This is a genomic window from Arthrobacter woluwensis (genome assembly GCF_900105345.1).
Lineage (GTDB): Bacteria > Actinomycetota > Actinomycetes > Actinomycetales > Micrococcaceae > Arthrobacter_E > Arthrobacter_E woluwensis.
Genome location: NZ_FNSN01000003.1, coordinates 2,721,086 through 2,735,634, shown reverse-complemented (window position 1 = coordinate 2,735,634; position 14,549 = coordinate 2,721,086). Strand labels below are relative to the sequence as shown.

Genomic DNA, 14,549 nt, shown 5'->3' with positions numbered 1-14,549 from the left:
CCGTTTCGTGTGTCGTGCGCACCATTCCTCCTGAACCGTCCGCAACAGCACCGCCGGGCGGGGGTCACTCCGTGGCGGGCTCCACGGTGTGGCCGCTCTCGCCGCGGAGGTACCGCTCGATGGTGGGCGCCACCTGCCGGACCACCTCCTCGGGCGTCGCAGACGCCAGGGGTTCCAGTCGCACCACATACCGGGTCAGCATGAGCCCGACCATCTGCGACGCCACCAGGTCGCCACGCAGTGCGAGTTGCTGCGGGCTGCCCGGCAGCCCGGCCGTGATCCGGGAGAGGATCGTCCGGCTGACCATCTCCCGGAGCATCGCGGTCTTGGTGCGGGACCCGATGGTTCCGCGGATGAAGGCGACCAGGCTGTGCTGGGCCGGGCTCTCCCAGAGGCGCAGAACCGCGCGCACGATCTCCTCGGAGCGCTGCCGGGGATCGAGCGACGTGACCCCGGCCAGCACGTCCGCAGGGTCGGCGGGCAGTTCGACACTCAGGGCGAACAGCTCGTCCTTGCCCTGGAAGAAGTGGTGGACCATGGCCGGATCGACTCCCGCCTCCCGCCCCACCTGGCGCAGGCTCGTGCCCTCGAATCCGTGCTCGGCGAACAGCCGGCGGGCCGTCGCCAGGATCCTCTCGCGGCTGTCCGCCTGTCCGCCCCGGCGACCACGACGGCGGCCGGGAGCCGCCGCCGGGTCCGCGGCGGGCCGGCCCGGGGCGCCGTCGTCGGGCTCTCCCGGCGAGAACCCGCTCACGCCGTCCGCCGGCGCAGGGTGGCGGCCGCGAGCACGAGGAGCCCGAAGGCGATCACGGCCAGGGCGACGAGGTCGTTCCGGAGGGTGTCCGTGGGGTCGCTGTTGCGGCCGATCTCCTGGAGGGCCTCCACGGAGTAGCTCAGGGGGAGCACGTTCGAGACGGCCTCCAGCACGGAGTTCATCGAGTCCCGTGCGACGAACAGGCCGCAGAGGAGGATCTGGGGGACCACCACGACAGGCATGAACTGCACCGCCTGGAACTCGGTCCGGGCGAATGCCGAGCAGAGGAGTCCCAGGGCCACGCCCAGCACCGAGTTCAGGATGCACACCAGCCCCACCAGCAAAGGGCTCCCTTGCACGTCGAGCTGGAACACCCAGTAGGCGACGGCCAGGGTGACGAGCGCCTGGACCGCTGCCAGCACCGAGAACGCCAGCGCATAGCCGAACAGGAGATCGGCCTTGCCCAGGGGAGTGGTGAGGAGCCGTTCGAGCGTGCCGCTGGTCCGCTCGCGCAGCATCGTGACCGAGGTGATGAGGAACATGATGAGGAACGGGAAGATGGCCAGCATGACCAGGCCCACCCGATCGAAGGTGCGGGGCATCTCCGGGGGCAGCGTCTCGTTCTCGAAGAGGAAGTAGACCGCCGCCAGGAGGAACGAAGGCACCACGAGGATCATGGCCACGCTGCGGTGGTCGTGGCGGATCTGCGTGAGCACGCGCGCGGTGGTGGCGGCGAGGAGCCGGGGGTTCATGACGCCGCCTCTTCCTGTCCCGGTCCGGAAGCGCCGGACGCCTGGATCATGGCCAGGAACGCCTGTTCCAGGTCCGTGGTGTGACCGCGCTCCGCCAGCTCGTCGGGCGTCAGCTGCGCCAGGAGCCGGCCGTCCCGCAGCAGCAGGAGGTCCTGGCAGTGACGTGCCTCCTCCATGACATGGCTGGACACCAGCAGTGTGGCGCCGGCGTCGGCGAGTCGGCGGAAGTGGGCCCAGAGCTCCGCCCGCAGCACCGGGTCCAGGCCGACGGTGGGTTCGTCCATGATGAGCAGCTCCGGGTCGCCGACCAGGGCGCAGGCCAGGGAGACGCGGTTGAACTGCCCGCCGGACAGGTCCGCGGTGAGCCGCCGGGACTCGCCGGTCAGCCCCACCGCGTCGACGGCGTCGCGGGCCTCGGCGGCCGATCTGCCGTGCACGGTGGCGAAGTAGCGGACGTTGTCCAGGACCGTCAGGTCGCGGTAGACGCTGGGGGACTGGGTCATGTAGCCGAGCTTCCGCCGGAGCGCAGCGGCGCCGGCCGGCGAGCCGAGCACGGTCACGCTGCCGGAACCGAAGCGCTGGAGGCCCATGATCACCCGCATCAGGGTCGTCTTGCCGCTGCCGGAGGGCCCCAGCAGACCCGTGATGCTGCCGGAGGCGACCGCGAAATCCACATTCCTCAGCACGTGCAGACGGCCGCGTCGCACGTGCAGCCCTCGGACGGTGACCGCGGCCTGTCCTGGTGCCGGCTGTGAGCCGGCTCGCTGCGACCTGTCCATGACCGCTCCCGCCTTCCGGGGACCCGTCTGACGCTTCCTGGGATAATTCATCGACTGATGAATTAAAAGTAAGTTCACCGAAAAGGTCCGTCAAGATCCTTGATCGGGGAACCGGCGTGAATTAAGTTCAGCTCAGATGTGTCGTCGCTGTTCGCAGCGGCCAACAGGGCATGTCACCGACGTAAGGGAGCTGGAACATGGCAGTTAGCGTCAACCTCGGCAAGGGCCTGGACAAGGACTTCGAGGACAAGAGCCTGAAGGAGATCCTGGACGCCCCCGTGTCCGCGCTGGCGGGCATCACGGACGCCAAGGGTGAATTCCTGGCCAAGGAACTCGGGATCAAGACCGTCCGTGATCTCGGCTCCAACAAGTACTTCGCCCTGGCCGGTGTCCTGGTGGCCCTGGAGGGCAAGGAAGGCTGAGCCTTCCGCGGACACCCTCGGGAATCCGCCGTGAGGGCCCGGAGCGCGGTCGCTCCGGGCCCTTCGCCGTCCCCGGTCTCCGGCGCGTCCGGGGCGCGGGCCGGGAGTCCCGTGCCGGGGTGACGCCCCGCAGCGGATAAACTCGGGGTACGGTCCGGTCATCCCGGACCGCAGCCCTGTCCCCGGCCTGCCCGGACGGGCTTCAGCCCCGATTGCGCCAGAAACGGAATTTCAGTGATCACACGCCTTTCCTCGCTCTTCCTGCGAACCCTGCGTGAAGACCCGGTGGACGCCGAGGTCGCCAGCCACAAGCTCCTGGTCCGCGCCGGTTACATCCGGCGCGCCGCCCCAGGCATCTACACGTGGCTGCCGCTCGGTCTGAGCGTGCTGCGCAAGGTGGAGCAGATCATCCGTGAGGAGATGGCGGCCATCGGCGCGCAGGAGGTCCACTTCCCGGCCCTGTTGCCGAAGGAGCCCTACGAGGTCACCAACCGCTGGACCGAGTACGGCGAGGGCCTCTTCCGCCTGCAGGACCGCAAGGGCGCCGATTACCTCCTGGCTCCGACCCACGAGGAGATGTTCACCCTCCTGGTGAAGGACCTGTACTCCTCGTACAAGGACCTGCCCCTCGCGATCTACCAGATCCAGAACAAGTACCGCGATGAGGCACGCCCGCGCGCCGGCCTCCTGCGCGGCCGCGAGTTCATCATGAAGGACTCCTACTCCTTCGACGTCGACGACGCCGGCCTGGACGCCAGCTACCTGGCTCACCGTGGCGCCTACCTGCGCATCTTCGAGCGCCTCGGCCTCGAAGTGGTCCCCGTGAAGGCCACCGCCGGCGCCATGGGCGGTTCCCGGAGCGAGGAGTTCCTGCACCCCACCGCGATCGGTGAGGACACCTTCGTGCGCTCCGCGGGCGGGTACGCCGCGAACGTCGAGGCCGTGACCACCGTGGCGCCCGAGCCCATCGACTACGCGTCGCTGCCGGCCGCCGTCGTCCGCGACACCCCGGACACGCCCACCATCGACACGCTCGTGGACGCGGCCAACCGGACCGAGCCGCGCGCCGACCGTCCCTGGACGGCCGCCGACACCCTCAAGAACGTGGTCCTCGCCGTCACGCTGCCCACGGGCGAACGTCAGCTCGTGATCATCGGCGTCCCCGGCGACCGCGCCGTGGACCTCAAGCGCGTCGAGGCGAACATCGGCGCGTTCCTGCCGGTGGGCGGGGAGATCGGACTCGAGGCCGCCTCCGAGGAGGACCTCAAGAAGAACACCGCGCTGGTCAAGGGGTACATCGGCCCCGGCCTGAGCACCGACGAGCCCGTCCTGGGTTCCGAGGGCGCCGCCAAGGTCCTGTACCTGGTGGATCCCCGCGTCGTGCCCGGTTCCAGCTGGATCACCGGCGCGAACGTCGACGGGAAGCACGTCTTCGGCCTGGTGGCCGAGCGCGACTTCGGCTGGGACGGCGTCATCGAGGCCACCGAGGTGCGCGAAGGCGACCTCGCCCCCGACGGCAGCGGTCCGCTGGAGCTGGCCCGCGGCATCGAGATGGGCCACATCTTCCAGCTCGGCCGTAAGTACGCCGAGGCGCTCGACCTGAAGGTGCTGGACCAGAACGGCAAGCAGGTCGTGGTGACCATGGGTTCGTACGGCGTCGGCGTGACCCGTGCGGTCGCCGCGCTGGCCGAGGCCAACCACGACGACCGCGGCCTCATCTGGCCCCGCAACGTCGCCCCGGCCGATGTGCACGTGGTGGCCGTGGGCCGCGGCGAGGAGATCTTCTCCACCGCCGCCCAGCTCGCGGAGGAGCTGTCCGCCGCAGGCCTGGACGTCATCTACGACGATCGTCCCAAGGTCTCTCCCGGCGTGAAGTTCGGCGACGCCGAACTGCTCGGAGTCCCCACGATCCTCGCGGTCGGCAAGGGTCTGGCCGATGGTGTGGTGGAGCTCAAGGACCGCCGCAGCGGGGAAGCGCAGAACGTGCCGGTGGCCGAGGCGGTCGCCGCAGTGCGTGCCGCCGTCGCGCACTGACCGGGTGCGCACTGATCGGATGAGGGGATCACGGGCGGGCGTGCCATGCTGAGCGGTTTCGAACTGCTCGACGGCGGCACGCTCGCCGTGATCGTCCTGGCCGGCTTCTGCGCGGGCTGGGTCGATGCGGTGGTGGGCGGTGGCGGTCTCATCCAGCTGCCCGCGCTGTTGCTGGTGCCCGGCATCACCCCGGTGCAGGCGCTGGCCACGAACAAACTCGGGTCCATCTTCGGGACCACCACGAGCTCCATCACGTTCTACCGACGGGTGCACCCAGATCTGAGAACGGCCGTGCCCATGGCACTGATCGCACTGGCCGGCAGTTTCGGCGGCGCCGTGATCGCCACGCAACTGCCGGGCAAGGCGTTCAAACCGATCATCGTCGTGGCGCTCGTGGCCGTGCTGCTCTTCACCGCGTTCCGGCCTGCGGTGGGAGGCGAGACCGCGCTCCGGCATCAAGGCCGCAGGCACTACGTCCTGGCGTGTCTCATCGGCGCCGTCATCGGCTGCTACGACGGCTTGATCGGCCCGGGCACGGGTTCGTTCCTGGTGATCGCCCTCGTCTCCCTCATGGGTTACGCGTTCACCGAGGCCAGCGCCAAGGCAAAGATCGTCAACATGGCCACCAACGCCGGCGCGCTGCTGTTCTTCCTGCCGCATGGCTCGCTGCTCTGGGGCGTGGGGCTGCTGCTCGGGGCGGCCAACACCGCGGGCGGCTACCTCGGAGCGCGCATGGCCGTGGCCCGCGGTAACTCCTTCATCCGCTGGGTGTTCCTGGGCGTAGTGGCGGTGCTGATCGTCAAGCTCGGGTTCGACGTCTGGCAGGACAACGTCCGTCAGGTGGCCGCAGGCGCGGTCCGGTCAGTCGACCTGACCGGGGTCGTGGAGCCGTCGGGGGTCGATGGTGTCGTCCAGGACCTTTCCCGCGAGGGCTGAGGCCAGCCAGAGCGACCGCTCCGTCTCCCGCTCGTGCCCGCCTTTCGTCGCGAACCAGAGGGCGTCCTCCACGAAGCTGACCACGCTCCACTGCCGGGCGAGTTCCGCGTCCAGCCCTGCGGCCGCGCAGTAGTCCTCCAGACGGCGCAGCACCCCTTCGGCGGGCCGCACCACGGGATACTCGGCCAGGCGGTTGCGCAGCACCGGCGGGAGGGAGAATTCGGCGTCGCCCAGCACCGCCTGCGGGTCGATCGCGACCCACTCGGTGTCGGAGCCACCGGGGCGGGTCCTCGCCGGTTCGCCGGGCCGCGCCAGGATGTTCAGGAAGTGGAGGTCCTGATGGACCAGGACCTCACGGGATTCGCGCCGTCCCACCGTGCCGTGCACCTGGCAGACCTCCAGGGCGGCCTCCAGCAGCCACCGCGGGAATGGTTCGCCCGCATCCTGCCAGCTCTGCGGGAGCTCGTCGCACCATCGCTCGGCGGTTTCGGAGAGCCGCGGGATGGCCGCGAAGGCGGGGGTGTCGCCGAGGATCCGGCCGACGTCGTCCGCCGGGACGCTCAGCCGCCGGACGATCCCGCCCCAGACCTCTGCGGCGTCCTGGAGATCCATGCTGATGAGGGTCTGATGAGGCTCGAGCCGTTCGAGCAGGAGGGCGCACCGCCCCGGGTCGTCCGCCAGGACTCGGACTGCGCCCCGTCCGCGCCAGACCCGCAGGGAGGGGCCTTCGGAGAGCGTCTCCTCGACCGGCAGGGACACCTTGAGAACTGCAGCCCCGTCCCGTCGGCGGACCGGGACGACGATGCCGCTGTAGCCGTGCAGGACCGGGAAGCCGGGGGAGAGGTCCGGGCTCAGACCCCAGGTGTCGAAGCACTCCTCGAGGAGGCGGGGCAGGGACCGGACCCATCGGGAGCCCTCGGCACTCCGCGTCATTCTCCTGACCAGGCCGGGCGGTAACGTCACGGGGGAGCTCACGGGTCCAGCTTAGTCTCGCGGGCCCGCGGGGTCCGCTGGGTCCGCCGGCCGGTCACCGCGGAGCGTTGGGGCACGGCGGCGCTCACGCCGAGTCCCGTACGCCGAGTCCCCGCCCTTCGGGGATCAGAGGACGCCGGACTGCCCCAGGAGACTGCCCACCAGGAACGTCGCGGTCAGCGCCAGCGCGCCGCCGATCACCACACGGACGGCAGCCCGGGACACACTCGCGCCGCCGATCCAGGCGCCCACGGCGCCGGTGGCGGCCAGAGCCGTCAGCACCACGCCGAAAGTCAGCGGGATGCGGATCTCCGGGGGCAGGAGCAGCACGGCGAGCAAAGGCAGAATCGCTCCGGCGGTGAAGGCGAGTGCCGACGCGAGGGCTGCGTGCCACGGACTGACGATTTCTTCCTCGTCGATATTGAATTCGCTTTTCAAATGAGCGCCCAGAGCGTCTTTGGCGCTCAATTCCTCGGCGACCAGTGTTGCGGTGGACGGAGAAATTCCCTGCGCGATATAGCGCTCCTTGAGCCGGACCAGTTCTCCGCTGGGGTCGTCCTTCAGCGCCGTGCGCTTCTGGCGGACGATGGCCCGCTGGCTGTCGCTCTGACTGCTGACCGACACGTACTCGCCGAGAGCCATCGAAATGGCCCCGCCGATCAGCCCGGCCGCGCCGGCAGCTAGAAGGGGGCCCTGCTGGGTGGTGGCGCCCGCGACGCCGACCACGATCGCGGCCACCGAGACGATGCCGTCGTTGGCCCCGAGGACACCGGCCCGCAGCCAGTTGAGGCGCTGTGCCAGATTGCCCCGGGCGCTCTTCTTACCGGCCCCGGCCTTGATCTCCATTGTCGTCATGTCTTCAGGAAAGCACTCCCGGAAAAACAATTCCAGCAATGTTTGCCTTCACTAATTGAGAGAAGGCTTGGCTTATTGAAGTAAGCCTTGGCTCACTCACAGAAGAGAAAACCGAGGAATTCCGGACTCAGCGTGAGCTGGATGAAGGCGTCGCGGATGGAGGCCCGTACGGCGACGCCGAGGCGGCCTCCGGGACACCCGGCAATGCCGAACCGGCTCCCGCCGTCGGATCCCAGTGCCGGGCACGCGAGCCTGCGGCGAGGTACTGCTCCATGGCCCAGGCCCGGAGGTCCCCCTCGGAGACCGCCACCAGATCGAGCGCCGCGTTCGCCATTTCCTCCTCGACCGCGCCCAGACCCGTGGCCGGGGCCTTGAGGAACGTGACCGGCAGTTCGTACCCGGCCTCGGGCACGGCGGGTTGGGCGCACGCGGCCCGCACCCACGCGGCGGCGTCGGAGCCACTTGAGCGGACCGCGGTTTCGAAGCGGTCCGCATCGGCCCGGGCCTCGTGGTCCAGACGGACTTCGGCCACCTGGTAGAGGTATGCCAGGTGCCGGCCCGCGCGCAGGACCGCCTGCGTGGCGTCGACCGCTCGCGGTGACGGTGTCGGCGCTGCCGAGGCGGACGACGCCGGCCCGGCGTCCGCCGTGCCGCTCACCGAGGCGGTGGCCGCTGTCGTCGGGGCCGGCGTGGCGTCAGCGTCCGGTGAGGAAGCCCCGGACGAGCAGGACGCCGAGGGGGCGCCGGCCCCGGGCTTGACGAGGTCCGTGCCACTGGGCGCTCCCGACGGCAGGAGTGGCCCGAGGGCATCCAGGCGCCCCTGCGCCGCGGCGGTGTAGAGGCGGGCCAGCCCTCCGTCCGGATCGCGACGGGCCTGGTCGAGCAGGTCCGACGCGCTCGTGCGGACGGCGGTCACGAGCTGGGGGAGCGTCGTGGGGCCGGTGGACGGTGAGAGGTGCTGCGAGGGCCGGACCGATGACGGCGCCGGTGGGGTCAGCGCCGCGAACTGGTGTTCCAGCGTCGTTGCGAGCGGGGCCGCCTTCGGGGCCGTCGTGGAAGCGAGAGCCCGCGCCTGTGCGGCGAGCTCGCCCGTGCTGGTGGCGAGGACGGCCTGAGGGGCCTGAGCGGCGGCGTCGACCGGTGCGGGGGAGAGGACCTGGCTCACGGCGGCGCTCAGTCCCAGAACTGTGGCCAGCACCACTGCCGAAGCTCCCAGCCGCCGGAGGACCGTGCCCGTCCGTCCCGTCTTTCCCGCGTTTTTCATCACCATGATCTTGCCATGACCCCGCGATTCCCGGCGCCGGGGCCCGCCCGGCACCCGAGGATCGCGGAGGATTGCAGTGCCCGGAAGCCGCCGGAGCCAAAAAGTCGATACTCTATAGTCTGAAAACTTCAATCAGGGAGGCCTTGCGGACCATGAGCGGTGCCGGACATTCGACTACCCCAGACCAGGGCGGCCAGGACTCCGAAGCAGCACGGCTGCACGGACTCCTGGAGCCCGTGGTGACCGCCCAGGGTCTCTTCCTCGAGGAAGTGGAGATCCACCGGGCCGGGACCCAGCGCACCGTTCAGGTGCTGGTGGACCTTCCCGAGGACCAGCAGGGCGGAGTGAGCCTGGACCGCATCGCGGAGGTCTCCACGGACATCTCGGCGGCACTGGACGCGGACCCGCTGGACGGCCCCCAGGCCTACGAGCTTGAAGTCTCCTCGCCGGGCGTCTCCCGTCCGCTCACGCAGCCGCGCCACTGGCGCCGGAATCTCGGCCGCCTGGTGCGCGTGAAGCTGAGCGATGCGGAGCCGCTCACGGGCCGGATCCGCGAAGTCCACGAGGACAGCGTGACCCTGGTCCCGCAGCTCGAAGCGAAGAAGGGCGTCAAAGCCAAGGAAGGCGCACCGGTCACGGTGGCCTTCAGCACGATCCGCCAGGCCAAGGTGGAGATCGAATTCACACATCTGGACCATGCGGCGCTGGACGAAGCATTGGACCCCGAAGAAACTGAGGAGGCCTAAATGGATATCGACATGAGCGCGCTGCGACTCCTGGAGCGGGAACGCGAAATCCCCCTGGACAAGCTCATCCCCACCATCGAGCAGGCACTGCTGGTGGCTTATCACAAGACCCCCGGCGCCATCGATCAGGCACGGGCGGAACTGGACCGCAAGACCGGTCACGTGACCATCTGGGCGAGCGAGATCGACGAGGAGGGCGAGGTCGTCGGCGAATTCGACGACACCCCGGACGGCTTCGGCCGCATCGCGGCGAGCACTGCGCGCCAGATCATCCTCCAGCGCCTGCGCGACGTCGAGGACGACAACGTCCTGGGCGAATTCAAGGGCCGCGAGGGCGAACTCGTGGCCGGCCAGATCCAGCAGGGCCACTCGGCGCACATGGTCCAGGTCAACCTGGGGACCGTGGAAGCCCTCATGCCGCCGCCCGAGCAGGTGCCGGGCGAGAAGTACCTCCACGGCAACCGCATCCGCGCGTTCGTCGTGAGCGTGCAGCGCGGCCAGAAGGGCCCCAGCATCACGCTCTCCCGTACCCACCCGGGCCTGGTCCGCAAGCTCTTCGAACTCGAGGTCCCGGAGATCGCGGACGGCTCCGTGGAGATCGTCGCCCTGGCCCGTGAAGCCGGCCACCGGACCAAGATGGCCGTGCGCGCCAACCGCCCCGGCATCAACGCCAAGGGCGCCTGCATCGGCGAGATGGGCTCCCGCGTGCGTGCCGTCATGACCGAGCTGAACGACGAGAAGATCGACATCGTGGACTTCTCCGACACCCCGGAGACGTTCATCGCGAACGCCCTCTCGCCGTCGAGCGTCACGAGCGTCACCATCGCGGATCCGGCGACCCGTTCCGCCCGCGTGGTGGTGCCGGATTACCAGCTCTCCCTCGCCATCGGCAAGGAAGGGCAGAACGCCCGTCTGGCCGCCAAGCTCACGGGCTGGCGGATCGACATCGTCTCCGACGCGGCCGGCGAGTAGTCCTCCGGAGGCCCCGACGCGCCGTCGCGCACGGCGGGGCCCGCCGGAAGGCGTAGAATGGATAACGCCGGTTCCCCGGCATGGCATCTTGCGTGTCCGCCCTCCGGGCGAGCAGGCACTTCAAGCGAGGCAGGCGCACGTGGCAGCACCGACAAGTGCACCTCTGCGGACCTGTGTCGGATGCCGCCGCCGGGAAACCCAGGATCAGCTCATCCGGCTGGCGACCGTGACCTCCGACGCAGGTGAAAACCTCGTGGTGGTGGACGCACGACGCCGGGTGGGCGGCCGGGGTGCATGGCTGCACCCCACCACTGAGTGCCTTGCCCTCGCCCAGCGGAAGCGCGCGTTCGCGCGTGCCTTCCGCAGCGCCGTCGTCAGCGACGGTCTGGAGGAGAAGCTGGCACCGCACAGTGTCCCCACCGGGGCGGAGACGCCTCAGGGGACGACCGTCCTATCCGAAAGCGGGTCAGAAATCTGATGGAAACCCGATGAGTTCCCTGCGATGAGCGCGTAACCATGACCAATCTGTTGCGCGCTGCACAGCGCCCCGAGCCGCTTTTCATGGCTCAGGGCAGGAAGAAGTATTAGACGGTTCGTGCCAAGGCTGATGCGCGGACCGAGACAGGAGAAATGTGGCCAAGGTCCGCGTACACGAGCTCGCCAAGGAGCTCGGTATCACCTCCAAGGATGCGCTTGCAAAGCTGCAGAGCCTCGGAGAGTTCGTCCGTTCCGCATCGTCGACCATCGAACCCCCGGTGGCGAAGAAACTGCGTGACGCATTCCCGGGTGGGGGTTCCGCTCCCGCCCCGTCCGCTGCACCCGCAGCGAAGGCAGCCGCTCCGGCCGCCCCCAAAGCACCTGCGGCGGCTTCCGCCCCCGCACCTCAGGCTCCCGCGGCTCCTGCCGCGCCGTCCGCATCCTCCGCGCCTGCCGCCTCCCCGGCCGCTCGCCCGGGTGGCATGAAGCCGGGTGGAGCCCCCAAGCCGGGTTCCCGTGCCGCAGCCGAAGCGGAGGCAGCCCGTGTGGCCGCCGCCCGTGCGGCCAAGCCGGCTTCCCAGCAGCGCCAGTCCGGCCCCCGTGCCGGTGGCCCCCGTCCGGGCAACAACCCGTTCGCCAGCTCCCAGGGCATGCCCCGTGGGCGCGACGGCGAGCGTGCTCCCCGTCCGGGTAACAACCCGTTCGCCAGCTCCCAGGGCATGCCCCGCCCGGGTGGTCCCCGCCCCGCAGCAGGCGCCGGCGGTCCCCGCCCGGCAGCCGGCGCCGGTGGTCCCCGTCCCGCAGCGGGTGCCGGTGGTCCGCGTCCGGGCGCACCGCGTCCCGGCGCTCCCCGCCCGGGTGCTCCGCGCCCCGGCGGTCCTCGCCCCACCCCGGGCATGATGCCCAGCCGCATCGAGCGTCCCGCTCCCGGCGCGGCAGCGCGTCCGGGCGCACGTCCCGGTGGCGGCCCCGGCCGTCCCGGTGGCGGCACCGGTGGCGGCGCTCCCGCCGGCGGTGGCTTCGGCAAGGGCGGCCGCGGTCGCGGTGGCACTCAGGGCGCCTTCGGCAAGGGTGGCGCAGGACGTGGCAAGCAGCGCAAGTCGAAGCGTGCCAAGCGCCAGGAACTGGAGCAGATGAGCGCACCGTCGCTGGGCGGCGTGAGCGTGCCTCGCGGCGACGGCCAGACGATCGTCCGTCTGCGCCGTGGCTCCTCGATCACGGACTTCGCCGAGAAGATCGATGCGAACCCCGCGTCGCTCGTCACGGTGCTGTTCCACCTCGGCGAGATGGCCACGGCCACGCAGTCGCTGGACGAGGAGACCTTCGAGCTCCTGGGCGCCGAGCTGGGCTACAAGCTCCAGATCGTCTCCCCGGAGGACGAGGAGCGCGAGCTGCTGAGCAGCTTCGACATCGACTTCGAAGCCGAGCTTGAGGCCGAAGGCGACGACGAACTGGAGGCCCGCCCGCCGGTCGTCACCGTCATGGGTCACGTCGATCACGGTAAGACCCGACTGCTGGACGCGATCCGCAACTCGGACGTCGTGGCCGGCGAGCACGGTGGCATCACCCAGCACATCGGCGCCTACCAGATCACCCACGAGCACGAGGGCGTCGAGCGCAAGGTCACCTTCATCGACACCCCGGGTCACGAGGCCTTCACGGCCATGCGTGCCCGTGGCGCCAAGGTCACCGACATCGCGATCCTCGTGGTCGCGGCCGATGACGGTGTCATGCCGCAGACGGTTGAAGCGCTCAACCACGCTCAGGCGGCGAACGTGCCGATCGTGGTCGCCGTGAACAAGATCGACAAGGAAGGCGCCAACCCGGACAAGATCCGTGGCCAGCTGACCGAGTACGGCCTGGTTCCGGAAGAGTACGGCGGCGACACCATGTTCGTGGACGTCTCCGCACGTCAGAACCTGCACATCAACGAGCTGCTGGAAGCCGTCCTGCTGACGGCCGACGCCGCTCTGGATCTGCGCGCCAACCCGGACAAGGATGCTCGCGGTATCGCGATCGAAGCGAACCTGGACCGTGGCCGTGGTTCCGTGGCGACCGTTCTGGTTCAGTCGGGCACCCTGCACATCGGCGACACGATCGTGGCCGGCACGGCTCACGGCCGCGTCCGTGCCATGTTCGACGAGGACGGCGAGTCTCTCACCGAGGCTGGTCCGTCGCGTCCGGTCCAGGTGCTGGGTCTGTCCAACGTCCCGCGTGCCGGTGACACCTTCTTTGTGACCGCTGACGAGCGCACCGCCCGCCAGATCGCCGAGAAGCGTGAAGCCGCGGACCGCAACGCCGCCCTGGCGAAGCGCCGTAAGCGCATCAGCCTGGAAGACTTCGACCAGGCCGTCGCCGAAGGCAAGATCGACACCCTCAACCTCATCCTCAAGGGTGACGTGTCCGGTGCCGTGGAAGCCCTCGAGGACGCCCTGCTCAAGATCGACGTGGGCGACGACGTCCAGCTGCGCGTCATCCACCGCGGTGTGGGTGCCATCACGCAGAACGACGTCAACCTGGCGACCGTGGACAGCGCGATCATCATCGGCTTCAACGTGAAGCCGGCCGAGCGCGTGGCCGAACTGGCCGAGCGCGAGGGCGTCGACATGCGCTTCTACTCGGTCATCTACGCGGCGATCGACGACATCGAACTCGCGCTCAAGGGCATGCTCAAGCCCGAGTACGAAGAGGTCCAGCTCGGCACGGCCGAGGTCCGCGAAGTGTTCCGTTCCTCCAAGTTCGGCAACATCGCAGGCTCGATCGTCCGTTCCGGCCTCATCCGCCGTAACGCGAAGGCCCGTGTGCTGCGCGATGGCAAGGTCATCGGGCAGAACCTGTCCATCGATTCGCTCAAGCGCTTCAAGGACGACGCCACCGAGGTCCGCGAGGGCTTCGAGTGCGGTATCGGCCTCGGTTCGTACAACGACCTCACCGAGGGCGACATCATCGAGACCTTCGAGATGCGCGAGAAGCCGCGCGTCTAGGAGTGTCGGGAAGGCCGGGCCCGGGGGAGACCGCGGGCCCGGCCTTCCGTTCACCGTCACACGTCTTTTGAGGAGGAGAACATGGCAGATCCAGCACGCGCCGGACGACTGGCGCAGCGCATCAAGGTCCTGGTGGCTGAGGCGCTCAGGAAGGCCGTCAAGGACGAGCGGGCGCTCGACATCACCGTGACCGATGCACGGGTCACGAACGATCTCCAGCACGCCACCGTCTACTACACGGTCCTCGGCGACGCCGAGACCCGGGCCGGGGCGGAAGAAGTCCTGGCTCAGAACAAGGGGATCCTGCGCCGGGAGGTCGGACGCAATCTGACCATCCGCCTGACGCCCACCCTGGAGTTCGTCGCCGACGAGATTCCGGAGAACGCCTCGAACCTCGAGGAACTGATCCGCAAGGCCAAGGAACGGGACGCCGAAGTGGCGGCGCTGGCCGAAGGGGCCGTCTTCGCCGGCGAGTCCGATCCGTACAAGAAGGACGACGAGGATCAGGAAGACTGATCTCTCGCCCTGCTGAGGGAACGCGTCACCCTGCCACGGCGCCGGGTACGACTGAGGCCCACCGGGACATCCCGGTGGGCCTCAGT

The 14,549-nt window shown here is 69.5% G+C and carries 14 protein-coding genes; 8 read left to right on the top strand and 6 right to left on the bottom strand.

Going from position 1 to position 14,549, the window contains the following annotated elements:
* Window positions 1-64 precede the first annotated feature (64 nt).
* Genes BLV63_RS13115 through BLV63_RS13105 form a run of 3 tightly spaced genes read right to left on the bottom strand, consistent with a single transcriptional unit; the run spans window position 65 to window position 2,285 of the window.
* The gene (locus tag BLV63_RS13115; protein ID WP_082724215.1) at window positions 65-754 is read right to left on the bottom strand and encodes a TetR/AcrR family transcriptional regulator; all 690 of its coding nucleotides are present in this window, start codon (window positions 752-754) and stop codon (window positions 65-67) included.
* Window positions 751-1,506 (bottom strand): ABC transporter permease, encoded by a 756-nt coding sequence (locus tag BLV63_RS13110; RefSeq protein WP_066215267.1) that lies wholly within the window; start codon window positions 1,504-1,506, stop codon window positions 751-753. The genes BLV63_RS13115 and BLV63_RS13110 overlap by 4 nt, the downstream gene beginning before the upstream one ends.
* Window positions 1,503-2,285 (bottom strand): ABC transporter ATP-binding protein, encoded by a 783-nt coding sequence (locus BLV63_RS13105; RefSeq protein ID WP_066215269.1) that lies wholly within the window; start codon window positions 2,283-2,285, stop codon window positions 1,503-1,505. The genes BLV63_RS13110 and BLV63_RS13105 overlap by 4 nt, the downstream gene beginning before the upstream one ends.
* Before the next feature lie 197 nt (window positions 2,286-2,482).
* Between BLV63_RS13105 and BLV63_RS13100 the strand changes: the two genes are divergently transcribed.
* From BLV63_RS13100 to BLV63_RS13090, 3 genes are all read left to right on the top strand, one after another.
* Complete coding sequence (locus tag BLV63_RS13100) at window positions 2,483-2,707, top strand: hypothetical protein (RefSeq protein ID WP_066215271.1); 225 nt, start codon at window positions 2,483-2,485, stop codon at window positions 2,705-2,707.
* A 234-nt stretch (window positions 2,708-2,941) separates the two neighbouring features.
* Complete coding sequence (locus BLV63_RS13095; RefSeq protein ID WP_066215273.1) at window positions 2,942-4,741, top strand: proline--tRNA ligase; 1,800 nt, start codon at window positions 2,942-2,944, stop codon at window positions 4,739-4,741.
* A 45-nt stretch (window positions 4,742-4,786) separates the two neighbouring features.
* Window positions 4,787-5,677, top strand: a complete 891-nt coding sequence (locus BLV63_RS13090; RefSeq protein WP_082724216.1) for a sulfite exporter TauE/SafE family protein — start codon at window positions 4,787-4,789, stop codon at window positions 5,675-5,677.
* On the opposite strand, the gene BLV63_RS13085 is transcribed toward BLV63_RS13090, so the two are convergent.
* From BLV63_RS13085 to BLV63_RS13075, 3 genes are all read right to left on the bottom strand, one after another.
* A complete protein-coding gene (locus BLV63_RS13085; protein ID WP_066215275.1) occupies window positions 5,603-6,610 on the bottom strand; it encodes an aminoglycoside phosphotransferase family protein in 1,008 nt (335 codons plus the stop codon). The genes BLV63_RS13090 and BLV63_RS13085 overlap by 75 nt on opposite strands.
* A gap of 165 nt (window positions 6,611-6,775) precedes the next feature.
* Window positions 6,776-7,504: a VIT1/CCC1 transporter family protein gene (locus BLV63_RS13080; protein ID WP_066215277.1), complete on the bottom strand. Its 729-nt coding sequence runs from the start codon at window positions 7,502-7,504 to the stop codon at window positions 6,776-6,778.
* Between the two features lie 127 nt (window positions 7,505-7,631).
* Entirely contained in the window at window positions 7,632-8,768 is a 1,137-nt protein-coding gene (locus tag BLV63_RS13075) for a DUF4439 domain-containing protein (protein ID WP_139244692.1), read from the bottom strand.
* A 152-nt stretch (window positions 8,769-8,920) separates the two neighbouring features.
* On the opposite strand from BLV63_RS13075, the gene rimP reads away from it, so the two are divergent.
* From rimP to rbfA, 5 genes are all read left to right on the top strand, one after another.
* Window positions 8,921-9,514, top strand: coding sequence for a ribosome maturation factor RimP (gene rimP, locus BLV63_RS13070; RefSeq protein ID WP_066215280.1), 594 nt, complete (start codon window positions 8,921-8,923; stop codon window positions 9,512-9,514).
* Window positions 9,515-10,486 carry a transcription termination factor NusA gene (nusA, locus tag BLV63_RS13065; protein ID WP_066215282.1) on the top strand — a complete coding sequence of 324 codons (972 nt, stop codon included), beginning with the start codon at window positions 9,515-9,517 and terminating at the stop codon, window positions 10,484-10,486.
* A 139-nt stretch (window positions 10,487-10,625) separates the two neighbouring features.
* Window positions 10,626-10,964, top strand: coding sequence for a YlxR family protein (locus BLV63_RS13060; RefSeq protein WP_074784297.1), 339 nt, complete (start codon window positions 10,626-10,628; stop codon window positions 10,962-10,964).
* 154 nt (window positions 10,965-11,118) lie between these two features.
* Window positions 11,119-13,947 (top strand): translation initiation factor IF-2, encoded by a 2,829-nt coding sequence (infB, locus tag BLV63_RS13055; RefSeq protein ID WP_066215284.1) that lies wholly within the window; start codon window positions 11,119-11,121, stop codon window positions 13,945-13,947.
* Between the two features lie 81 nt (window positions 13,948-14,028).
* Window positions 14,029-14,463, top strand: a complete 435-nt coding sequence (gene rbfA, locus BLV63_RS13050; protein ID WP_066215285.1) for a 30S ribosome-binding factor RbfA — start codon at window positions 14,029-14,031, stop codon at window positions 14,461-14,463.
* Window positions 14,464-14,549 lie beyond the last annotated feature (86 nt).

Coding starts and splice junctions, on each gene's coding strand:
- BLV63_RS13110 (WP_066215267.1), bottom strand. CDS start 1,506: ATGAACCCCCGGCTCCTCGCCGCCACCACCGCGCGCGTGCTCACGCAG.
- BLV63_RS13105 (WP_066215269.1), bottom strand. CDS start 2,285: ATGGACAGGTCGCAGCGAGCCGGCTCACAGCCGGCACCAGGACAGGCC.
- BLV63_RS13100 (WP_066215271.1), top strand. CDS start 2,483: ATGGCAGTTAGCGTCAACCTCGGCAAGGGCCTGGACAAGGACTTCGAG.
- BLV63_RS13090 (WP_082724216.1), top strand. CDS start 4,787: ATGCTGAGCGGTTTCGAACTGCTCGACGGCGGCACGCTCGCCGTGATC.
- BLV63_RS13085 (WP_066215275.1), bottom strand. CDS start 6,610: ATGACGCGGAGTGCCGAGGGCTCCCGATGGGTCCGGTCCCTGCCCCGC.
- BLV63_RS13080 (WP_066215277.1), bottom strand. CDS start 7,504: ATGACGACAATGGAGATCAAGGCCGGGGCCGGTAAGAAGAGCGCCCGG.
- BLV63_RS13075 (WP_139244692.1), bottom strand. CDS start 8,768: ATGAAAAACGCGGGAAAGACGGGACGGACGGGCACGGTCCTCCGGCGG.
- rimP (WP_066215280.1), top strand. CDS start 8,921: ATGAGCGGTGCCGGACATTCGACTACCCCAGACCAGGGCGGCCAGGAC.
- nusA (WP_066215282.1), top strand. CDS start 9,515: ATGGATATCGACATGAGCGCGCTGCGACTCCTGGAGCGGGAACGCGAA.
- rbfA (WP_066215285.1), top strand. CDS start 14,029: ATGGCAGATCCAGCACGCGCCGGACGACTGGCGCAGCGCATCAAGGTC.